Raw genomic sequence first — 25,432 nt, forward strand, 5'->3', positions numbered from 1 at the left:
ACCATATAAATAAAACTGTATTATATAATATGTCTTATCGCACTTAATTATTTGGACAAATACGGAACAGTTTTTGAACTTACTATATTTATGTATTTTTATAATTTAAAAAGGGAAATTATGACAAATTTATCGGAAATTCATTTAAAAAACTTCAAATCATTTAAAAATGTTAAATTAAAAATACCATCTGGATTTACTGCAATATTGGGTCCAAATGGTTCAGGAAAATCAAATATAATTGATGGAATTTGTTTTGTTCTGGGAAAAACTTCTGCAAAATCCCTTAGGGCTGGGCGGTTTAATGAGTTAATTACATACCATAAAAACAAACGGGCAGATTATGCCGAAGTATCTTTGTTTTTTGATAACTCGGACAGAAAAATACCAATAGACTCCGATAAAATTGGAATATCGCGAAAAGTAAAATTAAAAGGGGATAATAATTATTATTTAATCTGGTATGAGGAAAATAAAGATAATAAGAGGGTAGAAAAACGGAAAAAAATCAAAAAATCAACCGTAATAGATATATTTAATAAAATGTCATTATGCGGAGAAGGATTAAATATTATACTCCAAGGAGACCTTATAAGATTAATAGAGATGTCCCCACGGGAAAGGAGAAAAACCATAGATGAGATAAGCGGTATTGCCGAATACGATGAAAAAAAGGAAAAGGCATTGCGAGAATTGGAAAACGCACGAGAATATATTGATAAAATAGATATTAGAGTAAATGAAGTAAGGGCAAATCTTGAAAAACTTAAAAAAGAAAAAGAAGATGCCAAAAAATATGTAAAATTAAGCGAAGAATTAAAATCTGCAAAATATATGCTAACCACTAAAAAAATAACAATATTAAAAGAGGCAATCAAAAATACTAACGAAAATATAACAATTATAAAAGAATTAAAAGATAAATTCAATAATGATATACAAAATATAAACAACAATATAGTAGATTTAAAAAATAAACTTGAAAATATTATATCGGAATTAAAGGAAAAAGGAAATGAGGAAGTCATGGAGCTCCACAAGTCCATAAAGGAATTGGAAGTAAATATAGATAACGATAAAAATCAATTAAATAATGGATTAATTGATTTAAAAAATTCAAAAAATCAAATGGAAACCAAAAAAAATGAATTGTTAGAAACCAAAGGTAAAATAGAGAGCATACGAAAGGAAACTATGGATAAGGAGAAGGAAATAAATGATATAATTAAAACGATAAAACAGTTGGAGGGGGAAAGGAGCTCCCTTAAATCGTCAATGGAAAAAAGTGAAACACATATAAATATATTAAATCAGCAGGAAAGAAAACTTTCAGAGCGATTAAATGGATATCAAAAGGAATTGCATGAATTACGAACAGAAATGAATAAAATAAATAATAAAATAAATAATAAAAATTTTGAAATAAATAAAAATAATGAAATAATAAGGCAATTAAAAGAGGAATTGAATTCAATTAATAAAAATAGCGAAGATACAAAAGAATTATACAAAGAGCTGGAAGATGTGGGAGTAGAATTACAATATTCTAAACAACGATTAAAAAAATTGGATGATGAAAAAAAGGAGCTCCAAAGAAGTAGAGATTTATACTATTCAGAATATGCAAAGGAAAATGCAAAGATTAAGGCATTAAAAGAAATGAAAAAATTCAATGTAAATAGCACAATACAAAATATATTGGATGCAAAACTACCAGGAGTTATAGATATTGCTGGAAATCTTGGAAAAACTAAAAACGAATATAAAACAGCAATAGAAATAGCAGGAGGAGGACGATTAAACAATATTGTTGTTAAAAGAATGGACGATGGAGCACGGGCAATAAACTACCTAAAAAAGAACAATTTGGGAAGGGCCACATTTTTACCATTGGATAGAATAAGAGGATATGAGCCAAAACACATAAAGGGAGACGGTGTAATCGGTAGAGCGGTAGATTTGGTAGAATTTAAAGAGGAATATAGAACATTATTTAACTATATATTTGGGAGCTCCATCATTGTAGAAAATCTAAATATAGCAAAAGAATTATCAAAAATCCATAAAGTGCGGTTTGTATCTCTTGATGGCGATGTAGTGGAGGCTTCTGGTGCTATGGTAGGGGGAAGTGTAAGGAGAACCTCAAATATACAGGTGGATATTGATACCACCAAATTAGAAAAACTTTCAACTAAATTAAAAGAAATAGAATATAAATTAAACGGAAATGGCGAAGACGAAAAAGAAGAGGGAATAAATAAAAAAATAGAAAATTTAAACAGAAAAATAAACGGATATTCAATTAAAAAAATGGAAATAGAAAATAAATTAAAATTAATAAAGGAAAATGAAAATAGAAAGCTCGATATTAGTAAAAATAACAGCAAAAAAATAAAAGAAATGCAATTAATAAATAATAAATTAAATGATGAATTGGATGAATTAGAGATTATACAGGATGAATTAGAAAGCAAAATAAACAAACTTGAAGAAAATATAAATTCAGCAATGTCAACAAGAGAAAGGATATTAAAAGAATTAAAATCTTATGAAGATTCTTCAATGATAAAAAGAATTAGAGAAATTGAAAGCAAAATCGAAAAATTAACAAAAGAAAAGGATACAACCGAAAATGATACTAAAAGAAATGCTGTTCTTATAAAGGAAGTTCTTATTCCGAAAATATCCGAAACTATGGCGAAAATAAAAGAGTTAGAGGAAAAAAACAAATTAATTGAACAGAATATTAAATTCTACAAATCAAATATTGAGAAAACCGTAAAACAATTGAGAGAAAAACAGGACAGATATATAGAATTAACAAAAGATTTAAAGGAATTAACAGAAAAAAAGGAAAAATACGAACAAGAAATAGAAAACAATAATAATACCAAAAGGGAGTTGGAAGAAAAAATAAATAACATAAACAGTGAAATAAACAGTCTTTTAATAGATAAAACAAAATATGAAACGCTTTTGGAAGAGGAAGAGAAAAAATTATATTTATGTGAGAAGGTAGAGGAGCTCCCAGACGAAATATACAATAAATTAAATGAAATGAACGATACAGAGTTAGAGCAACTAACTATAAAATTAGATAATAGCATAAAACGGCTTGAACCGATAAATATGAGGGCAATAGAGGATTATGAATATATTGAACAAAGATACAATGAATTATTTGATAAAAGAAAAGAATATGAACAGGACGAGAAAAAATACATTCAATTAATTGAGGAAGTGGAGAAACGGAAAAAAGAAGTATTTTTAGATGTTTATGAGAAGGTAGCTAAAAATTATGAAGAAATGTATAAAAATATAGGGGGCACTGGAAAATTAAGTTTAGAAAATCCCGATAATCCATTTGAAGGAGGACTATTAATTGATGCTTCACCGCGGGGCAAATCCCTTCAAACCTTAGATGTAATGAGCGGAGGGGAAAAATCACTTACAGCTTTGGCGTTTTTATTTGCCATACAGAGATTAACTCCTGCACCGTTTTATGTTCTTGATGAGGTTGATGCTGCACTAGATACAAAAAATGCAGGATTAATTGGGGAAATGGTTGCAAATGCTTCCAAAGAATCTCAATTTGTAGTTATATCCCATAGAGAACAGATGATAGCCAAAGCTAATACGCTGTATGGTGTTTATATGGAAGATGGATTGAGTAAAATTGTAGGTGTGAAATTATAAATATATGATAATTTAATATTATTAATATATAATTAACACTTTTTTAAAATTTAATTTTTTTAAAAAATATTTACATTTGTTTATTTTCTACAATTCTATTAATTTATTTAAATATATAAAATAAAAAAAAGAAAACTAATATATAATAATAATTCAAAAACAGAAGATATAAAAATTAAAAATTCACGGTGAAAACATATATAAAATCAAAGATTTTATATTTTTTCACTTAAAAAGATAAAGAGCGTGAAAAAATGGCAGTGCATCCTATTGATTTTAGATATGGTTCAAAAGAAATGAAAGAAGTTTGGGAAGAAGAAACAAAACTTCAAAAAATGCTTGAAGTTGAGGCAGCTATTGCAATGGCACAGGGAGAATTAGGTATAATTCCTATGGAAGCTGCTGAGGAAATAAATAGAAAGGCGTCAACAAAATTTGTAAGCCTTGAAAGAGCAAAAGAGATTGAAATGGAAACCAGACACGATATAGTATCAATGGTTAAGGCTTTTGCGGAAGTTTGTGATAATGGTGCAGGAGAATATATCCATTTTGGAGCTACTTCAAATGATATAGTGGATACATCCCAATCACTTCAATTTAAAGATGCTGTAAAAATATTGTTAGAAAAATTAGAGACATTAAAAGGGGAGCTCCTTGCAAAAGCAGAGGAACACAAAACAACAGTATGTATAGGTAGAACACATGGACAGCATGCCATACCTACAACATACGGAATGAAATTCGCATTATGGGCTTCGGAGCTCCAAAGACATATTGACAGATTAAACAGCTGTAAAGATAGATTATGTGTTTCCATGATTACGGGAGCCGTTGGAACTATGGCGGCTCTCGGAGAAAATGGAATGACAATTCATAAAAGAGTAGGGGAGCTCCTTGGTTTAACTCCTGTTTTAATCTCCAATCAAGTAATCCAAAGAGATAGACACGGGGAATTTATGGCAATTCTCGCCTTAATTGCTCAAACACTCAATAAAATAGGTATAACTGTAAGAAGCATGCAAAGAACAGAAATTAAAGAATTGGAAGAAGAATTCGATGCTTCAAAACAAACTGGGAGCTCCACGATGCCACACAAAAGAAATCCTATTACATTTGAGCAAATTTGCGGTTTATCCAGAGTTGTAAAGGCTAATGCACTTGGAGAGTTTGACAACATTCCATTGTGGGAAGAAAGAGATTTAACAAATTCCTCAGCTGAAAGATGTTTATTCCCTGAATCCTGTGTATTGTTAGACCATATATTAAATTTATCAATAAAAGGAATGAGAAAATTAACAGTGAATCTCCAAAATGTTCAAAGAAACCTTGAAGCTACAAACGGGCTTATTATGGCAGAAAGAGCTATGATTACTTTGGCAAATAAAGGAATGGGAAGACAGACCGCCTATGGTGTTGTTAGAGTTTGTGCTATGAAGTCATTTGAGGAAAACAGACATTTAAAAGAAGTGTTAATGGAAGATGCCGAAGTAATGAAGTTTATGAATAAAGAAGAACTTGACAGCTTATTTGATTATTCAACATACATAGGATTAGCCCCTGAAATTGTTGAAAATGTGATTAATGAATTAAAAAATAAATAAAAATAATAAAAAATGATATTATGGACTGGATAAAAGAATATTTACATATTCTCCAATGTCCTTTTTGTGGGGGAGATTTGGGGCTTCAAAATAATAAATTAATTTGTAAAAATTGTAATAAAAAATATCCGATAAAAGATAACATACCAATATTTTTAGAAGATGATATTTTATGAGATGCTTTTTAGCCATTGAATTAACAGATAAATTAAAAGAAAAAATTGGAGAATTACAAAACAATTTTAAAATAAATGGCATTAAGTCGGTAGAAAAAGAAAATTTACATATTACGGTTAAATTTTTAGGAGATATTGATGATGATAAGCTGGAAAAAATAAAACTCGTTGATTTATCTATCAATCCAGTTAACACACCAATTAAAGAAGTGGGAGTATTTCCCAATGAAAATTATATAAAAATTATTTGGGTAGGAGCTCCCAAATTAACAAACACACTAAAAGAAATTGACGAGAAAATTTCAGAACTTGGCTTTAAAAAAGAAAGAAGCTATATTCCCCATATCACAATTGGGAGAGTAAAATTTATTAAAGATAAAAACCATTTAAAAGAAAAAATTGAAAAATATAAAAATATTAAATTTGATAATTTAGAAGTTAAAAATATTGTTTTAATTGGTAGCCAATTAACGGAAAAAGGACCGATTTATACAACAATTAAAAAATGGTAATACAGGAGTGCATTTTAATATATTTAGTTATAATAAGCGATGCCATCTAAAATATTCCAGACGCCTAAATTCTAAAATATCTATGTAATTATCTACAAAGATATTATTATCTAAAACCGGTTTCAACTGTTCAGTTAAGCAAAAATAATTATCATCTATTTTAAAATATTTTCCTTCTGTTTTTATTAAAAATTTTATAGGATTTTCTTTTGCTAATTTTACATATTCCCATTTACTCCATTTTTTAAAATTTTTAGTTTTTTCATGTCGTTCCATATCTAAAGAATTCTCCGGATTATTGTAAAATTCTTTGAAACTTTTGTAAATATCCTCTTCATCACATTTTAAAGATATGTTATTATCTCTTATAAATGATTTTAAAATAGGAATTTTATAGGTTTTCGTCATTCGTGTTTGTTCCACCATATTTAAAAAATCTCCTGCAATATTCTGGACTTCTTTTTCTTCCCCATGGAGCTCCCCAAATTTATCTAAAAAACCTAAATAATTTCTAAATATATTGATTTTACAATTACTCCTGATTTTTTGATATAGATTATCATCCATGTACTTAAACATTTCGACCCTATTTGGTTTACGCCCCAAATGTTTTTTTACTCTTTGATATTCACGATATACTACCTTTAATGTTTCATAATAATCCTCCCCCATATTAACCATCCTCGATTACTTCTTTTAAAATAAGTTTTTTTGAAAATCCCCCTCTTTCTTTGAATTTTTTATTTTTTATTTCTTTAACTTCATTAAGAGAAATCCCATAATATGTCCCAATAGCTTCGCAAACTTCTAAAATATCTGCTAACTCCTCAGAAGATGGATTTTCTTTAAACTCTTCAATTTCTTCTATTAATTTATCATATAATCGGCCCATATATTCGTTATCCTCTGCAATATAAACCATTGGATTATGGCCGCTTTTTTCAATAATTTTTGGAATTTTATCTCTTACAAGTTTGTCATATATGGTTTTTTTCATACTAATTCCCCCTCTTGAAAATTATAATGCTAATCCCAATTTCTATCAAACATATAATTATACAATATTACGGCAAATACTGTAAGATGGCATAGAATATTAGAGAACCTCCGTTTCGAACGCCCAATAATTATTGTTGTTTTAAATTATGATAAAAATCCCTTGAAGCTTCAAAAATCTTTATACACCTATCCCCAAACCTTTCAATATCTTTTAAAAACATTCCAAATTGAATATAATAAGAAATATATTTTGATTCGCATCCTTTTTCTGAAATTTTTTCTAAAATTGTATCTATTGTTTTATGGAGCTCCCCCTCCAACTCATAAATTTTATAGTTTGAAGTATTATTTCTCACCCTGTCCATGGCAAGTTCAAACATTTCTGTGATTATATTGAATAGGAGCTCCACATCATCATATAGTGGTTCATCTATTTTTAAACCATTTGTAATTTCCTCCGCAATATTGGAGATATAATCCCCACATCGTTCTATATTTGCGGCTATTACCGATAATCTCATAGATTGCTCCATAGGTAAATATCTTAAACTATTCATTTTAATAGATACTCCTATTTCCTCCTCCATTCTGTTTAATCTGTAATCTTGGGCTATTACTCCTTTTGCGGTTTCTATATCATTAATTTTTAAAGATTTATATGTTTTATTTAAATTATATAAAACATTGTTTGCCATTTTTCCATATAACTCAATAATATTATTTAGTGGTTTATCCACATCATCATATAAATCAAGTTTTGATAATTTGTCCATATCTACTATGTAAGGATGCTTGATTATATCTTCATCTACTAATGGTTTTATTAATTTTGCCACATATCGCCTACTAATATTTAATTTTTCGGCTATATCGTCCTGTGTTTCTGGTTCTGTTTCAATTATTATTTTTATAATTGCTACTAATGTTGCATCCTTTCCCCTAAGCATTTTATCTCCTATTATATTTTAATTATTTCATTATTTGTATTATTTATTTCATTTATTGTGTCATTTATCTATTATGTTGTTATGTTATTTATATATTTTTAATTTTTATTTTCCTCTGTTGTATGATTTCATTACTTCCTCTTTTAATATGGAAACTATTTTATTTTTATATTCTAAAAATTCGGGACTAGTTCTTTTTCGCGGTCTATCAATATCAATATTTACAATATCTTTTATTTTCCCCGGTCTCGCCGACATAATTATAACTCTATCAGACAAATAAACAGCCTCCTCAACACTATGAGTAATAAAAACAACCGTTTTTTTATCTTTTTCCCATATTTTTAATAACTCATTTTGTAATATTACTCTGGTTTGAGTATCCAGAGCTCCAAAAGGTTCGTCCATCAAAACAATTTTTGGGTCATTTGCAAGAGTTCGAGCTATTGCCACTCTTTGTTGCATACCTCCACTTAATTCATATGGATAAGAATTTTCAAACTCCTCCAAACCTATCAATTTTATAAAATTTTTTGCTATTTTATTTCTTTCCTCTTTTTTCATGCCTTTTATTTCTAATCCTAATGCTACATTGCCCAATACGGTTTTCCACGGCAATAGCGTATATTGCTGAAATACCATTCCCCTTTCTGCGTCTGGTTTTTCTATTTTATTTCCTTCAAGAATTAATGTTCCAGAAGTTGGTTTTTCAAGCCCTGCAATCATTCTTAATAATGTGGATTTTCCGCAACCACTAGGTCCCACAATGGATAAAAACTCATTGCTATTCACAGAAAAATTTACATCTTCAACGGCAACTACTTCCTTTCGTTCGGTAATAAATTTTTTACCAACATTTCGGAGCTCCAACACAGCAGTCATAAAAACACCCAATATATTATTTTATATTATTTTCATATTTCATTATTATTTTATTTTTTATCATTTCATCATTACTTTCCATTTAAAATATTTATCCTCGATATATCTTAATACTTTATCAAGTGTTAAACCAATCAATCCTATTATAATCATAGATGCCACTACAATATCCATTCTACTTAACATATATGCATACATAATCAAATATCCAAGCCCTGCATCACTACCAGGCAACATCTCCGCCGCTACAACACACATCCAAGCTATGCCAGCCCCAATTCTTAAACCTGTTAATATACTTGGAGAAGAAGCCGGTATTATTATTTTTAAAAGTATGTCTTTTTGTTTTGCCCCTAAGGTTTGAGCTGAATCTATTAATATAGTTGGAACTCCTTTCACGCCTGCTATTGTATTTATTAATATCGGAAAAAATGCCCCAATAAATATAATAAACAACATCGAAGTCTCCCCTATTCCAAACCAAGCCAATGCCAATGGAACCCATGCAAGTGGTGGTATAGGTCTTAAAAGTTCTATTCCTGCATCAAAAAAATCCCTAATTGTTGAAAAATACCCCATTGATATACCAATAGGAACTGCAACAAGTCCTGCAATAAGAAATCCAGATACTACTCTTTTTATACTAATTATCGTATTATCCATTAAATTTATTCCCGTTCCAAGTATCGGCTGTTGTGGTGCCAACAATACCGACAAAACAGACTCAACCCTTGGTAAAATGATGGGATTATTTAACCATATTGCAATAATTTCCCAAAATATAATTCCAAGTAGTGGCAAAGATATATTTTTTAAGATTTTCATTAATATCTTCCTCTATATTAATGTGTTGATTATAATTTTTTTTAATATAAATATAAAATAATAATTATAATAAGATAGTATATTATAATATAAGATAATATAAGGTAATATAAGGTAATATAATACTATAATTATATAAAATATTATCTTATAAAACAAAAATAAGAATAAAATAATTAATAATAAAATAAAAATAAAAAATGGACTAAAAGATATGATTATATTGTTAAATAATATCTATCCTTTGGATTTGTATATATCGACAATACAAACATTGTAGTTGCTTTGTCAAGTTCTTTTAATGAATTTCCTTCTATAACATATACCCCATTGCTTTTTGATATTGTAGCCGTGCTGTTGCTTTTTGTTATTTTCACAATCATTGTTATCTTACTGTTTTTAATTTTATCAATTTCAGATTGGTTGGTAAATACAGAGCTATCCACTATCTGCATATTATTTTTTACAAATGAATTGTAAAATTTCAATTTTGAAACCAAATCTATAATTGAAACTCCCCCATCATTTTGCGAAATATTTGGGTCATATTCTATATATATTATTTTATTATTATTGTAATCGTTTTTTATGTCTTCAATATTTGTATTTACTAATTTTGTAGTTAGTGCCTCCCCCACTGTGGTTCGGAGCTCCAACTGAATAGACTGATTATTCACATCGACAAATATTGTATTTTTGTCCCCATAATCATATAGTGTGCTTTTCTTTTCTACACACGCTGCCATACTACCAATTAAAATAATTGATAATATTAATAACGATATTTTTTTTATTCCATTCATTTCATCACACGAATTTTTTAATTATAAAATGATTAATTTATTGTTTATTTATTATATCTACTATTTTTATAAACATCTCATCGTCTATATCTTCCCCGCCTTCTCTGGTGGTTTTTACTTTTTTAACTAAATCCCATATTCTATCTTTTGGAACTTCTAAGCCAAGCTCTTTTAATTTTGATTCGACTGCACTACAACCAGAATGTTTTCCCAATACAATTTCTCGTTTTTGCCCGATTCTTTCCGGCAAAAATGGTTCATAAGTTAGTGGATTTTCAATTACTGCATCAACATGAATTCCGCTTTCATGATAAAATACTTTATCCCCTACTATCGGCTTATTTACTGGTATTTTTATCCCCGAATAGTTTTCAACCATTGTCGATAATTCCTTTATTATTGAGATATTTAAATCAGTTTTTACATCATATAATACATTCATAGTTAATAGGAGCTCCTCCAAAGGTGCATTTCCAGCTCTTTCCCCAATTCCATTTACTGTGGTAGATGCTGCTTTTGCACCACCCAATAGTCCATAAATAGAATTTATTACGGCAAGTCCAAAATCATTATGGCAATGAACTCCAATATGTGCCTTTTTTAAATTATTGCTAAGTTCTGAACATATATATTGTATGGATTGTGGTGTTCCACAGCCCGTAGTATCTGCTATATGAACCCTATCTGCTCCGTGTTCCTCTGCATTTTTATGAATTCTTACAAGGTCCTCAATTGGTGTCCTTGTAGCATCTTCAGCCGAAAAAGCTACAAATAGCCCGTGGTCTTTTGCATATTCCACTGCCTTCATTCCCATCTCTTCTACTTCCTCGATGCTTTTATGAAGTTTATATTTTAAATGAAGAGGAGAAGCTGCTATAAATGTAATAATCCCATCTACATCACAGGATAATGCCTTATCAATATCTCCTTGTAGTGCCCGAGATAACGCCAATATTTCAGCGTTTAGTCCTTCGTTTGCTATTTTTTTTACATTTTCTATTTCTGATTTAGATACGGCTGGAAAACCTGCTTCAATCTGCTTTACCCCCAATTCATCTAATTTTTTAGCAATATCCAATTTTTGTTCCATTGAAAAACAAACTCCCGGAGTTTGCTCCCCATCTCTAAGTGTAGTATCATAAATATAGCAATCCTCCAAATTCAACTTTGGATTATATTGACAAACTTCTTTCCAATTCATGTAATTTCACCAGTAAATAGTATAGTAATAAAATATAATTTATAATAATTTATAATAGTAATATATAATAATATAAATATATATGGCAATAGTAATTATTATTTAACTATAAAACTCTGTTATTTATGGTTGAGCATATAAATTATAAAATAGGGAGCTCCGGAGCTCCCTTATATTTTGGATTTTGACCAACACCATATAATTATAATATGATAAATAAAATATGCCGTGGCATTATTTTATTGATTAACTTCTAAAAAATAAACCCTATCCTTTGCCCTTAATTTTTTAATAATCTCTCCATTTTCAACCACTTTTCCCACAATATTTGTTCCCTCAAACGATTCTCCCGTAGGTCCAAATTTATCGTTGGAGCTCAACCTGATACCAATATATCCCTTATATCTTTTTGCCATGTTTGTAATAGCAATAACTCCTTCGGGACATCCTGTTTCTTCATTTGGTATGTTTTCAGGCAATAGTCCTTTTGCATATTCTTCATTTTTATCAAACATTACCATATCTCCATGTTTGAAATTAATAGGAAGAGAACCAACTTTCTGAGTTGTCAAACCCGTCATTTTTCTGAAATACCATGCGGACACTGGTGCCTTTTCATCATATATTTCTATTTTAATTATTTTATTTTCTGGAATTCCTTTTGTAATTACTTCTTTTGATTTCAATATATCCATTGTATATTTTGGAGTTTGTTCTATAATTATATCGTTGGGGGCTCCCTCCATAGTATGATTAATACCATATTTCTCAAATAATTTCTTTGCTTCCTCGTTGGTTTTTCCTATTACTGTTAATCTCTCAGGAGTGGATATTGTTGTAATAATTCCGCCCTCTGAAAAATCAAGGAGCTCCATTCCTTTTGTAATTTTTCCAACTGCTGTATGAGATAAAGAGGAGGTTCTATTTTCTTTATATACAAATACCTTACCGATACCTTCTCCAATGTTCCTAACTGTTATGGTTCCCCTATCTCTATCTTTAAGATTTTCCTCATCCATTTTTAAGGTCTGCAATCTACAATCTGCTATATATGTGTTTGTATGTTCTGAAGCCTCAATATATCCACTTTCCATAATTGCCAGAACATGCTCAACAGCTTTTGAAGGTCCCTCCAATTCTGCCTCACAATATGTAAATATTTTCCAATCATCTTCTAATTTTGTATTTAAATCTGTTGTCAATAGGTAGTCAATTTTTTCTCTTGACTCCATTATTGGTTCTATGGATATTATTTTATCCTCAGTAGTTAATTTAGGCAATATTCTTTTTCCACCAATTAACTCCCCAATTTTTGGATTTCTCAATCCTTGGGCTTCTGTTGCATCTTTTTTAATAAATATAAGATGTCCTTCTGTTTTATCAAATCCCGAAATACTTAATGCCACATCATATTTTTTAAATTTATATGGTTCCTTTACAACATCCAAATCAATTGTAATGGCCCCAAATGCCACATCCAATGGACTTTTCCACCTTAGGTTTTTACCCTCCAATAATGAATAATTTTTATTCCAAAAATCAACTGATTCATTATTTTCAGTTATTCCTACAATCATAACTCCTTTTGTGGTGGTTATCTTGTATTTTTTTGATTCTTTTTCGGTTTCTTTTTTTATACCTCGTATAATGGCAATATTTGAGTTTTCCAAGTGTGGCTCATTTTCAATTACCTCCTTTAATACATCCCCTGATTTTATATTTCCATTAACTAATACTTTTGCCATGTTATCACGCCCTACTATGATATATTTATATATGAGGATTATATATAAAATAATATAAAATAATAATTAAATGAAATAATAATTATTATATGCTATTATAATTTTAGATTTATAAATAGATATTCTTTTTTAATATTTGGTTATTCGTTATAGAATTATACGATTATAAATTTCATAGTATTATCCAATATTAACTAATATTTATAGTATGTTCGAAAAGCCTTACAGTAAAACTTAGAGGTAAAAACTTTTTGTTTTTACTACTTCGGTAATTAGTAAATCTTTGATTTACTTAACTTTGGTTTGGCAATTTATTTACCCGACCTTTGGTTTAGCTAATCTATGATTAGCTTAACAAATTCCTTTGGAATTTGACTTTTCGAATGCCCTATAATCTCTATTTACATTTAAATTTATTATGGATTATAACATATAAATATAAATTATTAAATTTAAACTATGTGTGATATTATGAATAATGAAGATGTAAAAAAAATAATTGAAAAAAGATTGACCTCTAAAGCTAAAAAAATGCTTAGGGCGAAATCCCACAGTATAACTCCTGTTGTATGGGTTGGAAAAGAAGGAACTGACAAAGTAATATTGGAGGTAAAAAGACAGATTAAAGATAGGGGGCTCATTAAAATAAAAATAAGACATGGAGCATTAGACGCCGAAGACAAAACCGATATTGCTGAAAAAATAGCCAATGAAACCAATTCCGAAATAGTGAGTTTAGTTGGTAATGTGATTACATTATTTAAACCGAGAGAAGGTTGGACAAGATATAATACTACAAAACCTAAAAAAGAATACATTGAACAATTTGAGAAATTTAGAAAAGATAGATTGTTTAAAGGTAGGCGATAAACTTTTTGAACACCCATAAATAGGCAATAGAAAATAATATATATAGGTTATATAGATTATAATAAAGATTGCCCGGTTGAAGGATTTTAATATATGTCGATATATTATTTTATCCTATTTTATCTATCTATAAACACGATTAAGAGTTACAAAAATTAAAAATATAGTTAATCTTCAATCACTGCCCATAATCTGTCCTAAATTATTATATTTTTACCATTATGATAATTGGAGTTTAATAGGCAGATTATACGAAAACGGTCGAAGATTGACTATGGTATAAAAATTTTCATATTATAAAATATATGAAAAATTTAATATACATTATATAAAAGATATCTCAGGAAAGTAAAAAAAATAAAAAACAATTAAAATCTAATAACAATAAGGTGATATTTAATGGTAACTGTATTTGATGTTCCCCCAACAAAATTAATTGAAAATATTGCAGAAAAATTAAAAGAAATGAATATAGAAGAGCCTACATGGGCATCTTTTGTAAAAACAGGAACCCACAAAGAAAGACAGCCAGATAATGACGACTGGTGGTATGTAAGATGTGCAGCATTATTAAGAAAAGTATATACAAACGGACCTGTGGGTATTGAATCTTTAAGAAGTGCCTACGGAGGAAGAAAAAATAAAGGACACAAACCAGAGAAATTCGTAAAAGGTAGTGGTAATGTATTAAGAACTGCTTTAAAAGCATTGGAAAAAGCAGAGTTAATAACAAAAACCCCAGAAGGAAGAGCAATAGCTCCAAAAGGTCAGTCCTTAGCAGATAATGCTGCAAAAGAAGTTATGGATAACATGGTAAAAGAGAATCCTGCCTTATCCAAATACTAATTAACTATTTGTAGTCATATTTGGCTTAAATATAATAAATACACTACCTACCCACATATTTCTTTCCTTAGGTGAGGCTTATGGATATCGAAGAAATAAAAAGGCAGAAAATGATGGAGCTCCAACAGCAACAAGCTCAGGGAGCTCCCAATCCTGAGGAGATTCAGCAGCAACAGGAACAGGAGCGAGCGGCGTATGAAGCTCAAAAAAAGCAAATTATGAAAAAAATCCTTTCAGAAGAAGCTAGACATAGATTGTCCAATATAAAAATGGTTAAACCAGAATTTGCCGAACAAGTAGAAATGCAATTAATACAATTAGCTCAATCTGGTAGATTGCCAATACCTGTATCCGATGAATATTTTAAAACTCTTCTTGATCAACTATATACTATGGGAAGTGCCAAGAAGAAAAGAGATATAAAATTTGTTAGAAAATAAATAAATATATAAATATATAATATTTCGATACAATGAAAGCTTGTGTATTATTTAGCGGTGGAAAAGATAGCTCATTATGTGCCATAATTCTAAAAAATCTTGGTTATGATGTTGAATTAGTAACCATAAATTTTGGAGTTCTTGACTCATATAAATATGCCCAAGAAACTGCCAAAATATTAAACCTACCACATAAAGTGATATGTTTAAAGGATACCCCATTGCTAAATAATTGTAAAAATATAATTTTAAAAGATGGATTTCCATCAAATGGAATTCAATATCTCCATAAACAAGTTCTTGAAATTTTATCGGACTCTTATTCAGTTATTGCCGATGGAGTAAGAAGAGATGATAGGGTTCCAAAACTAACACATGGAGAAGTTCAAAGCCTTGAAATGAGAAAAAATATAGAATATTTATCCCCATTAATGGGATTTGGACATAAAACCATAAAACGATTAATAAATGAGCACTTTATTATTTCTGAAAAGGAAAGTGAGGATTTATTAAAATCCGACTATGAAACAGAAATTAGGGAGCTCCTTAAAATGGAGGGCAAAAATCCATTGGATTATTTTCCTAAACATATTCAATCGAGAGTTATGGGCCTTAAAAACCCATCTTCATTTAATACCAAATAAAATGATAAAAATAAAAAGGTGAGTATTAATGTCATCAATCAAACCAGCTGCTAAAAAATTAAGATTAGCTAAGGCAGGAAAACAGAACAGAAGAGTTCCTATGTTTGTAATTGCAAAAACAGGCGGAAAAGTTAGAACCCATACAAAAATGAGAAATTGGAGAAGAAATACACTTAAAAAATAAATATAATAAATAATTTTTCTTTTTTTTAACATAAATAAAATAAGTGTTGAATTTTTTAAAATATATATTTAATTTATATTTTTTTATTACTAATTTTTTTATTACTATTTTAAAATATTTATAAATTTATATATTATAATTAACTATAATATATATATCATTATCATCATATTAATAATAATAAATATTACAAAACGGGAAGGGGCGATTTTTTGAAAAAATTAATCTATATGGTTTTACTATTCATTACAATAATATTTGCAGGATGCATTGATGAACCATCTCTTGATGATGCAGATGCTGAAAAAATTGTCATAAAATCAGGAGACATACAATATTATAGTTGGAATGATGATTTGAATAATACGAATATTCAATTTAAAATAGAAAGTAACAATCCGATAGATGTATTTGTAATTCCATCAAATGAATTAAAAAATATCAAAAACGATAAAGATTTTAAATATTATGCAGAATTGTCAAGGCAAAATATTTTATCATATAATACTAGGGGTCTTGTTCCATCAAATACCATAATAGTAATTGTAAATAATAGAGATAAAGATGCACAAGTTTCTATTAAATTATTGGTGGTAGAACCGCAAGATAATGAAAACACTTTAAAAACTACCATATTTAAAAACACCAATAATAACAACCAGTTGGCAGAATTGGATTTAAATACTATATATTATACACCGTATCCATTGGCATTTTACAATGTATTTTATGAGCTCGGAGAGCCAGACATAACATACAATATAACCAACAATGGAAAAAATCCAATAATAATAAGATTAACTTCTGAATATCAAGGATATAGTAACAAAGCAATAACAACAGAAATAATAATGCCAAATGAAACAGACGAAATTAATCAAACAATTCCATTAATAAAAGACAGAATAAAACAGATAAAAACAAAAACAAAATTCAATTTGCATTATATAATTGAATATAATGATAATGGGGAATGGAAGACCTACGATGAACAAACTGAAATGATTGATATTTATCCAATGGACACGATGGTATGGGCAATTAAAGATAGTGAAGGAAATGAAGTTCCAATATATGAATATGTTACTGTATTTATAACTCCAAAAGATGACGCAATAATGGAGTTATTAGGGATAGCAAAAGAATATCATCCAGAAAGAAGCTTGGCAGGTTATCAATATTCGGGAGATGATTTAGAAGGTTGGAGAGAATATACAGATTTACAAGTTAAAGCGATATATGATGCATTAAAGTATGGGTATGGTGTAAGTTATGTTAATACTCCAACAGCTTATGGAAAAGATACCGTTCAAAAGGTAAAACTACCAAAAGAAACATTAGCGACAAGTTCTGGAAATTGTATTGATGGAGCAGTTTTATTTGCTTCTGCCATTGAAGCCTTAGGGATGCATCCATATATTATTGTAATTCCAGGGCATGCATTTGTTGCGTGGGATGTCGATGGAAGTGGAAACTATATTGAAGCATTAGAAACTACAATGGTTGGTAATTATGATTTTGAAGATGCTTTAAATCGTGGAAATAAGGAACTTCTGGAAAATTGGGACGCTTTGACTGATGATGACCCTTGGAATGGTCAGTTAATTAATGTAAAAGAAGGTAGAGAACTTGGTATTTTGCCAATGGAATAAATATATTTAATTAAACATTGGTGGTATTATGTCAGAAATATGGGTTCAATTACCAAACAATGAAAAGATATTATTGAAAGTTTCTAGTATTACGTGGAATTTGAAGGTGATATACAATGGTGAAGAGCTATGCAAGATAAACAGTAGAGGAGGAAGTTCAGTTTTCAACATTGGTGAAAACAAGGTTGAATTAGAATATAAAACTTCAATGTTGTGGGGAACTCAAAAAATCATTATAAAATTTAATGGGGAGAAGATTTATGAAAATAAACTAATAATGGGAATGTGAATACGGTTTAAATAAATGAAAGATAATTATTCAATTTTTCAATAATATTTTTTCTTTTTATTTTATTTTTTTAATATTAACTATTTTACCATCTTTATACATTCCAACTATTTTTTGAGTATTTTCAGAACTACAAAATATTATATCCCCTTCATATCCCAAATTCTTTAAATTTTTGGCAGAAGCTGAATTAATTATTTTTGTTTTCCAATCAGATTTAACCAAATTTATTGCAGGAATTAAATTTTCTATATCAATTGTTATGTCATATTTATTGGCATTTTTTAAAATATATTTTGCTATTAATCCAGCACCAATATAATCTTCAATGGCGAACATTCCTTTTCTATGCGATGGTATTATAATTATATTTTTATTTTGTTCATTTGCCACATTAAATACATAATCTGCAACATATTTTGCATTGGTGATAGAACCAATAAATATATTATCCGAAATTATGCTTTTTAAAACTCTTGTTCCGTTAGTCGTTGCCAATAATATCTCTTTATTATTAGTATTATCATTATTATTCAATTGATTTAATATATTATCTTTATTTAATCTTACTTCAAGAGGGGAATTTCCATAATCACAACTTTCAATTTTTTTACCATTTTTCTCCCCAAATTTAATAAATTTATCTTTGTACATTTCATTATCTATATTTTCCACTTCTGTAATGTGGATTTTTTCATGGAGCTCCAACAATACATTTATTGTGGTAGATGCCCTTAGCACATCTATGACAATTACACAATAATCATTATAATTATAATATGCCGAATTATCAGTGGGACTCAAAAAATCATAAGAAATATTTATGTGCATATTACCACCAAAGTAAGCGATACAAAACATAATAATAAAACTAAATATATATTATATTCAAAAGGTTATTATATCAATTGGATTATATTAAGACATATTGAATAATATATTTGATTTAATACTTATTGATTAATTATAAATTTAGTTATAAATTAGACTGTGAAATTATGATATATATACCAGCCATATCATCAATTAATTCTAATATATTTCAACCACTGGGCATAATATTTATAATAATTATAATTGCATTATTGCTTTTATTAGCCATCAATGGAATTTTAGGATATATATTATTAAAGAAAAATAAATTAATATTCCCTAAATTATTTTTATATATCATGGACAATTATTTTTCAATATTGCTTAAATTTTTCTTAATAATTGGAACTGAGGAAACATTTTATAAAATAGGTATTGAATTATACAATAAATATTATGCCGAGGATTACAAAAAGGCAAAAAATAAAGTTATGATATTACCACATTGTCTAAGAGATTTAAAATGCCCTGCAAAACTTGGAAAAGATGGTATTGGATGCGTATTTTGTAAAAAATGCCCATTGGGAGACATAATAAAAGCGGCAAAAGAAAAAAATATTGCCGTATATATTGTCCCAGGCTCAACATTTTTAAAAAGAATATTAAAAGAAAAAAGACCAGATGCCGTTTTTGGTGTTGCCTGTTATTCTGATTTATTTCATGTCATGAATTATCTTTCAAGGAAAGGTATGCCCACACAAGGTCAATTGCTTTTAACAGATGGTTGTATATGCACTACAATAGATGTAAAAGAATTATTAGATGATATAAGTAGAACTGAACAAAATATAAAATAAAATATCAATAACATATTTAATTTTATAATATAACATATAAAAACTAAAAAAATAATAATTCAATAACATATAAAAACTAAAACATACTATTTTATTAAATCATATAAAACAGGTGAAAAATTGTTATCTAAAATAAAGGACACATTAAAAGGAATTACAAAAAAGAAATTAGAGCAAGAAAACGGAACAAAATATATAATGTTTGGTGGAAAAGGAGGAGTAGGTAAAACTACAATGAGTGCAGCAACAGGATTATACTGTGCTGAACAAGGTTTAAAAACTGTAATAGTTTCAACAGACCCTGCTCACTCATTAAAAGATAGCTTTGAGCAAGAATTTGGACATGAACCTACACAGGTAAAAGGAGTAGAAAATTTATATGTTGTAGAAATTGACCCTCAAGAAGCTATGAAAGATTACAAAGAAAAATTAAAAGGACAGATGGACGAAAATCCAATGCTTGGAGATATGCTTGGAGAACAGCTTGAAATGGCATCATTATCTCCTGGAACTGATGAAAGTGCGGCATTTGATGTATTTTTAAAATATATGGATAGCGATGAATTTGATGTTGTTGTATTTGATACGGCCCCTACTGGACACACCCTTAGATTTTTAGGATTACCTGAAATCATGGACAAATATATGTCAAAAATGATTAAATTCAAAAAACAAATGGGCGGAATGATGAAAATGATGAAAAAAATGATGCCATTTGGAGGGGGCGGAGACGATGTGGATTATGACCAGATGCTTAAAGAAATGGAAGAAAGTAAAGCAAGAATATCAAAAGCAAGAGGTATTTTGGCAAATCCAGACAGAACTTCATTTAGATTGGTAGTAATTCCAGAAGAAATGAGTATATTGGAAAGTGAAAGGGCAATGAAATCACTTGAAAAATATAATATTCCAGTTGATTCCGTAATTGTAAATCAGTTGATACCAGAAGATGTTGAATGTGATTTCTGTAAAGCAAGATATGAGTTACAGGCCAAAAGGTTGAAGATGATAGAAGAAAAATTCGGAAACAAAGTAATAGCTAAGGTTGAATTATTGAGAACCGAAGCTAAGGGAGTTGATGTATTAAGGAACATTTCAAAAGTATTGTATGGAGATATCGAGAAAAAAGAAGAAATAAAAAATTAAAATAAAATATATTTATATATTTTATTTATATGTTATTTTTTTATTGGTGGAGCTCCACTAATTATTAAATTTGGCATAATATGTTTGTAGAAAACAACCGAAAGGTTTATATAGTATGACTTCCATCTTAGAGTATGCTCTGAGAAGGAGTGCCTTGAAATACATTGAAGTGGGCCCGTGGCCTAGTCTGGATACGGCACCGGCCTTCTAAGCCGGGGATCGGGGGTTCAAATCCCTCTGGGTCCGTTCAATTAATTTATTTAATTTTTTTTATAATATGCTCCAGTGGTGTAGTCCGGCCAATCATGCAGGCCTTTCGAGCCTGCGACTCGGGTTCAAATCCCGGCTGGAGCATTTATTTTTATAACAATACATTTGTAAATATATATTTATTTATATAATATGGAGCTCCCCAATATTATTTTTTGAAATGACAGTTTTTGAACTTACTATAATTGACCTACGCCAATCAAAATATATAAAAAATGAAAACCATAAAATATATAAAAAATGAAAACCATAAAATAAATATAATTAATTTTCAACAACCATTCTTTATATATTGGATTTTAATTTTTAACAGCAAATATGAAAAAACCGAAAATTGACTATGATATATATTGTGTATATAGTACACATATATTTCTAAACAAAATAAAGATATCCAATGAAAGCCAAAAGATTTTAAGATATCCAAATAATACAAAAGAAATCGAATAAATTTGCTAAGCAAATTTGACATTAAAGTAGGAGAAAAACACAAAAATTATAAATATTATACGGTACTATATTACACATAATATAGTTAATCAATAAAATTTTGGTTTGTTATATATAATATGTTTGGGAGCTCCACTATACACTACTTTTTAGGAGCCCCACTTCAAAGCATTTTTTTATTAAATATAATTTTTATTTTATAACTAAAAGAGGGATAATTATGGTAAAAATTACGGATACCACTCTTAGAGATGCACACCAATCTTTAATCGCTACAAGATTAAGAACCGAAGACATGATACCCATCGCTGAGAAAATGGATGAAGTAGGATTTTATTCCATGGAAGTTTGGGGGGGTGCTACTTTTGATTCCTGTATTAGATATTTAAATGAAGACCCATGGGAAAGATTAAGGGCACTTAGAAAAAGAGTTCAAAAAACACCATTGCAAATGCTTCTTAGAGGGCAAAATTTAGTTGGATACAAACATTATTCAGACGACATAGTAGAAAAATTCATTGAAAAGTCATATGAAAATGGAATAGAGATATTTAGAATATTTGATGCATTAAATGACATAAGAAATTTAGAAGTATCAATTAAGGCTGCAAAAAAATGCGGAGCTCATGTTCAGGGAGCTATATCCTACACAATAAGTCCAGTTCATACCATAGATCAATATATATCACTTGCTAAGAAATTTGAAGAACTTGAATGTGATTCATTATGTATAAAAGATATGGCTGGGCTTTTAAAACCTTATGATGCCAAAATATTAATAAAAAGGTTGAAAAAAGAAATATCTATACCAATCAATTTGCATAGCCATTGTACAAGTGGATTAGCTCCAATGACATACAATGCCGCAATTGAAGCCGGTGTTGATATAGTGGATTGTGCCATTTCTCCATTATCAATGGGAACATCTCAACCACCAACTGAAACATTTGTTTCGGCATTTAAAGGAACAAAATTTGATACGGGATTAGATACTGCTCTTTTAAATAAAATTAGGGAATACTTCGACGAAATTAGAAATAAATACAAATATTTAATAAACCCAATTTCAGAAAGAATCGATTCAAGAGTTTTGGTTTATCAAGTTCCAGGGGGAATGTTGTCAAATCTTGTATCTCAATTAAAGGAACAGGGAGCCCTGGATAAATTCGAAGAAGTTCTTAATGAAATACCACTAGTTAGAAAAGATTTAGGATATCCGCCACTTGTAACCCCATCATCCCAAATCGTAGGGACGCAGGCAGTAATGAATGTTATTACTGGTGAAAGATACAAAGTAATTACAAATGAAGTTTCAAACTATGTAAAAGGACTTTATGGGAAACCGCCTGCAAAAATAGATAGAGACCTTAAAAAAAGAGTTTTAGATAGCGAAGAAAAAGCAATTACCTGCAGACCTGCTGATTTATTAAAACCAGAATATGAAAAAATCAAAGCCGATGCAGAGAGCAAAGGAATTGTGTCAAAAGAAGAGGACATATTAACTTATGCATTATATCCACAAGTTGCCGTTAAGTTTTTAAGAGGGGAGCTCCAAGCCGAACCAATACCTGATGAAAAGGAAGTGGCCAAATTCATGGAAATTCCAACAGAATATATTGTAGAAGTAGATGGAGACGAATTCGAAGTTAAAATCAAACCAAGATATGGAACAGAAATGAAGAAAAAAGAAGATAAAATCACCGCCGACACAGAAGGTGCTTTAACTTCGCCATTTAGAGGAATGATTACCCAAATAAAAGTTAAAGAAGGAGATGAAGTTAAAGAAGGAGATACCTTAATGATATTGGAAGCCATGAAAATGGAAAATCCTGTGGGAGCTCCTGCTGATGGAAAAGTTAAAAAAATAGTTGTTCATGAAGGTCAGTCTGTCAATGTAGGAGACATACTTATGATTATAATATAAAATTATAATATAAAAAAACTAAAAATTAAATTAAAATACCCATATATAATATTAATAAGGGGATAGTATGTTTAAAAAAATATTAATCGCCAACAGAGGAGAAATTGCTGTTAGAATTATTAGAGCATGTCAGGAATTAGACATAAAAACCGTAGCAATTTATTCTGAAGCCGATGAAAATGCATTATATACTTCAATAGCCGATGAATGTTATTGTATCGGCCCTCCACAAGCTTCAAAAAGTTATCTTAATCTTGATATGATAGTCCATGTAGCAAAGAAAACAGGTGCAGAAGCAATTCACCCAGGATATGGTTTTTTATCTGAAAATTTGGAATTTGCCAAAGCATGTGAGAATAATGGAATAGTATTTATTGGACCTCCGTCGGAAGCCATAGATGCCATGGGTAGCAAAATAAATGCTAAAAAAATAATGAAAAATGCCAATGTTCCAGTTCTCCCTGGAAGGGAAGAACCAATTGAAGACCCCGAAGAGGTTGTTGAAATTGCAGAAGAAATTGGCTACCCTGTAATTATTAAAGCCTCCGCAGGTGGTGGAGGTATGGGAATGGCCGTGGCATACAATAAACAAGAATTAAAAGAAGTGGTAGAGTCCACAAAGTCAATAGCTCAAAGTGCATTTGGGGATTCCACTGTATTTATTGAAAAATATTTGGAAAACCCAAGACATATTGAAATCCAAGTATTGGGAGATAAATACGGAAATGTAGTTCATTTGGGAGATAGGGAGTGTTCCATTCAGAGAAGACATCAAAAACTTATTGAAGAAGCTCCATCTCCAATAATGACAGAAGAATTAAGAAAAAAAATGGGGGATGCTGCAATTTCAGCAGCAAAAGCTATAAACTATTATAGTGCCGGAACTGTGGAATTCTTATACGATAATGGAGAATTTTATTTTTTGGAAATGAATACAAGAGTTCAAGTTGAACATCCAATTACAGAAATTATCACAGGAGTAGATATTGTAAAGGAACAAATAAAAATAGCATATGGGGAAAAATTACCGTTCAAACAAGAGGACATTGTAATTAGAGGACATGCTATGGAATGCAGAATAAATGCAGAAGACCCCGTAAATGATTTTGTTCCTACTCCCGGGGTAATTAAACATTATAGGTCCCCAGGAGGCCCGGGAATTAGAATAGATAGTGGCGTCTATGCCGGTGCAGAAATTCCTCCATATTATGATTCATTAATATCTAAATTCATATCCTATGGAAATGATAGAGATGAAGCAATAGCAAGAATGAAAAGAGCATTATCCGAATATATTATTATCGGACTTACCACAAATATACCATTCCATAGGGCAGTTATGGACGAATTAGACTTTAAAAATGGAAATATATCCACCCATTATATTGAAGAACATTCAGAATATTTAAAAGAAAATATAATGAAATATGCCATTGAAGCTAAGGACGAAGAAAAATTATATGCCGATAAAATATTTGGAAAAAACAAACAAGTTGTAGCAATTGCAGGTGGATTAAATGCATATATTTCAAGTGTTGTAGCTTCAAATAAAAATATAGATAAATGCGATGAAAAATATTCAGAAGAGCAAAATTAACAAAACTTTTATTTGTTTTATTTTTCGGAGCTCCCATTATTAAATGCATATTTTTATTAAACA

24 protein-coding genes and 2 tRNA genes are annotated in these 25,432 nt (G+C 29.4%); 17 read left to right on the top strand and 9 right to left on the bottom strand.

The window, feature by feature from the left end; genetic code table 11:
- Positions 1 to 120: 120 nt before the first annotated feature.
- The 4 genes from smc (at position 121) to thpR (ending at position 5,985) form a co-directional block, all read left to right on the top strand.
- The gene (gene smc / locus MAEO_RS04950; RefSeq protein ID WP_011973695.1) at positions 121 to 3,696 is read left to right on the top strand and encodes a chromosome segregation protein SMC; all 3,576 of its coding nucleotides are present in this window, start codon (positions 121 to 123) and stop codon (positions 3,694 to 3,696) included.
- A 254-nt stretch (positions 3,697 to 3,950) separates the two neighbouring features.
- Positions 3,951 to 5,297, top strand: a complete 1,347-nt coding sequence (purB, locus tag MAEO_RS04955; RefSeq protein WP_011973696.1) for an adenylosuccinate lyase — start codon at positions 3,951 to 3,953, stop codon at positions 5,295 to 5,297.
- A 20-nt stretch (positions 5,298 to 5,317) separates the two neighbouring features.
- Positions 5,318 to 5,473 carry a Trm112 family protein gene (locus MAEO_RS07805; RefSeq protein WP_083756719.1) on the top strand — a complete coding sequence of 52 codons (156 nt, stop codon included), beginning with the start codon at positions 5,318 to 5,320 and terminating at the stop codon, positions 5,471 to 5,473.
- Positions 5,470 to 5,985, top strand: a complete 516-nt coding sequence (gene thpR, locus MAEO_RS04960) for an RNA 2',3'-cyclic phosphodiesterase (RefSeq protein ID WP_011973697.1) — start codon at positions 5,470 to 5,472, stop codon at positions 5,983 to 5,985. The genes MAEO_RS07805 and thpR overlap by 4 nt, the downstream gene beginning before the upstream one ends.
- 27 nt (positions 5,986 to 6,012) lie before the next feature.
- Here the strand turns inward: thpR and MAEO_RS04965 are convergent, their stop codons facing one another.
- The 8 genes from MAEO_RS04965 to mmp3 form a co-directional block, all read right to left on the bottom strand.
- Entirely contained in the window at positions 6,013 to 6,657 is a 645-nt protein-coding gene (locus MAEO_RS04965; RefSeq protein WP_011973698.1) for a helicase, read from the bottom strand.
- Between the two features lies 1 nt (position 6,658).
- Complete coding sequence (locus MAEO_RS04970; protein WP_011973699.1) at positions 6,659 to 6,982, bottom strand: nucleoside triphosphate pyrophosphohydrolase; 324 nt, start codon at positions 6,980 to 6,982, stop codon at positions 6,659 to 6,661.
- A gap of 130 nt (positions 6,983 to 7,112) precedes the next feature.
- Positions 7,113 to 7,931 carry a PhoU domain-containing protein gene (locus tag MAEO_RS04975; protein ID WP_011973700.1) on the bottom strand — a complete coding sequence of 273 codons (819 nt, stop codon included), beginning with the start codon at positions 7,929 to 7,931 and terminating at the stop codon, positions 7,113 to 7,115.
- A gap of 105 nt (positions 7,932 to 8,036) precedes the next feature.
- Entirely contained in the window at positions 8,037 to 8,813 is a 777-nt protein-coding gene (locus tag MAEO_RS04980; RefSeq protein WP_011973701.1) for an ABC transporter ATP-binding protein, read from the bottom strand.
- A 60-nt stretch (positions 8,814 to 8,873) separates the two neighbouring features.
- Positions 8,874 to 9,638, bottom strand: coding sequence for an ABC transporter permease (locus tag MAEO_RS04985; RefSeq protein ID WP_011973702.1), 765 nt, complete (start codon positions 9,636 to 9,638; stop codon positions 8,874 to 8,876).
- A gap of 218 nt (positions 9,639 to 9,856) precedes the next feature.
- The gene (locus tag MAEO_RS04990; RefSeq protein WP_011973703.1) at positions 9,857 to 10,441 is read right to left on the bottom strand and encodes a hypothetical protein; all 585 of its coding nucleotides are present in this window, start codon (positions 10,439 to 10,441) and stop codon (positions 9,857 to 9,859) included.
- Positions 10,442 to 10,478: 37 nt separating this feature from the next.
- Positions 10,479 to 11,642 carry a homocitrate synthase family protein gene (locus tag MAEO_RS04995; RefSeq protein ID WP_011973704.1) on the bottom strand — a complete coding sequence of 388 codons (1,164 nt, stop codon included), beginning with the start codon at positions 11,640 to 11,642 and terminating at the stop codon, positions 10,479 to 10,481.
- 239 nt (positions 11,643 to 11,881) lie between these two features.
- Positions 11,882 to 13,387 (bottom strand): methyl-coenzyme M reductase-associated protein Mmp3, encoded by a 1,506-nt coding sequence (gene mmp3, locus MAEO_RS05000; protein WP_011973705.1) that lies wholly within the window; start codon positions 13,385 to 13,387, stop codon positions 11,882 to 11,884.
- A 471-nt stretch (positions 13,388 to 13,858) separates the two neighbouring features.
- On the opposite strand from mmp3, the gene yhbY reads away from it, so the two are divergent.
- The 7 genes from yhbY (at position 13,859) to MAEO_RS05035 (ending at position 18,312) form a co-directional block, all read left to right on the top strand.
- On the top strand, positions 13,859 to 14,257 hold the full coding sequence (yhbY, locus tag MAEO_RS05005) for a ribosome assembly RNA-binding protein YhbY (protein WP_011973706.1): 399 nt from the start codon (positions 13,859 to 13,861) through the stop codon (positions 14,255 to 14,257).
- A gap of 399 nt (positions 14,258 to 14,656) precedes the next feature.
- On the top strand, positions 14,657 to 15,103 hold the full coding sequence (locus MAEO_RS05010) for a 30S ribosomal protein S19e (RefSeq protein ID WP_011973707.1): 447 nt from the start codon (positions 14,657 to 14,659) through the stop codon (positions 15,101 to 15,103).
- An 80-nt stretch (positions 15,104 to 15,183) separates the two neighbouring features.
- On the top strand, positions 15,184 to 15,543 hold the full coding sequence (locus MAEO_RS05015) for a DNA-binding protein (protein ID WP_011973708.1): 360 nt from the start codon (positions 15,184 to 15,186) through the stop codon (positions 15,541 to 15,543).
- A gap of 32 nt (positions 15,544 to 15,575) precedes the next feature.
- Entirely contained in the window at positions 15,576 to 16,187 is a 612-nt protein-coding gene (locus MAEO_RS05020) for a DUF7411 family protein (protein ID WP_011973709.1), read from the top strand.
- 28 nt (positions 16,188 to 16,215) lie between these two features.
- Positions 16,216 to 16,371, top strand: a complete 156-nt coding sequence (locus MAEO_RS05025) for a 50S ribosomal protein L39e (protein ID WP_011973710.1) — start codon at positions 16,216 to 16,218, stop codon at positions 16,369 to 16,371.
- A gap of 212 nt (positions 16,372 to 16,583) precedes the next feature.
- Entirely contained in the window at positions 16,584 to 18,023 is a 1,440-nt protein-coding gene (locus MAEO_RS05030) for a hypothetical protein (protein ID WP_011973711.1), read from the top strand.
- Between the two features lie 28 nt (positions 18,024 to 18,051).
- Positions 18,052 to 18,312, top strand: coding sequence for a hypothetical protein (locus MAEO_RS05035; protein WP_048062384.1), 261 nt, complete (start codon positions 18,052 to 18,054; stop codon positions 18,310 to 18,312).
- 57 nt (positions 18,313 to 18,369) lie between these two features.
- On the opposite strand, the gene comB is transcribed toward MAEO_RS05035, so the two are convergent.
- Complete coding sequence (gene comB, locus MAEO_RS05040) at positions 18,370 to 19,143, bottom strand: 2-phosphosulfolactate phosphatase (RefSeq protein WP_011973712.1); 774 nt, start codon at positions 19,141 to 19,143, stop codon at positions 18,370 to 18,372.
- A gap of 167 nt (positions 19,144 to 19,310) precedes the next feature.
- Between comB and MAEO_RS05045 the strand changes: the two genes are divergently transcribed.
- From MAEO_RS05045 to MAEO_RS05070, 6 genes are all read left to right on the top strand, one after another.
- Entirely contained in the window at positions 19,311 to 19,982 is a 672-nt protein-coding gene (locus MAEO_RS05045; RefSeq protein WP_011973713.1) for a DUF116 domain-containing protein, read from the top strand.
- 120 nt (positions 19,983 to 20,102) lie between these two features.
- Complete coding sequence (locus tag MAEO_RS05050; protein ID WP_011973714.1) at positions 20,103 to 21,128, top strand: TRC40/GET3/ArsA family transport-energizing ATPase; 1,026 nt, start codon at positions 20,103 to 20,105, stop codon at positions 21,126 to 21,128.
- Between the two features lie 171 nt (positions 21,129 to 21,299).
- A tRNA-Arg gene (locus MAEO_RS05055) sits at positions 21,300 to 21,374 on the top strand.
- A 33-nt stretch (positions 21,375 to 21,407) separates the two neighbouring features.
- A tRNA-Glu gene (locus MAEO_RS05060) sits at positions 21,408 to 21,482 on the top strand.
- Between the two features lie 586 nt (positions 21,483 to 22,068).
- Positions 22,069 to 23,772, top strand: coding sequence for a sodium-extruding oxaloacetate decarboxylase subunit alpha (gene oadA / locus MAEO_RS05065; protein WP_011973715.1), 1,704 nt, complete (start codon positions 22,069 to 22,071; stop codon positions 23,770 to 23,772).
- 67 nt (positions 23,773 to 23,839) lie between these two features.
- Entirely contained in the window at positions 23,840 to 25,369 is a 1,530-nt protein-coding gene (locus MAEO_RS05070; RefSeq protein ID WP_011973716.1) for an acetyl-CoA carboxylase biotin carboxylase subunit, read from the top strand.
- The last annotated feature ends 63 nt before the right edge of the window (positions 25,370 to 25,432 follow it).

Source organism: Methanococcus aeolicus Nankai-3, assembly GCF_000017185.1.
GTDB lineage: Archaea > AGJL01 > Methanococci > Methanococcales > Methanococcaceae > Methanofervidicoccus > Methanofervidicoccus aeolicus.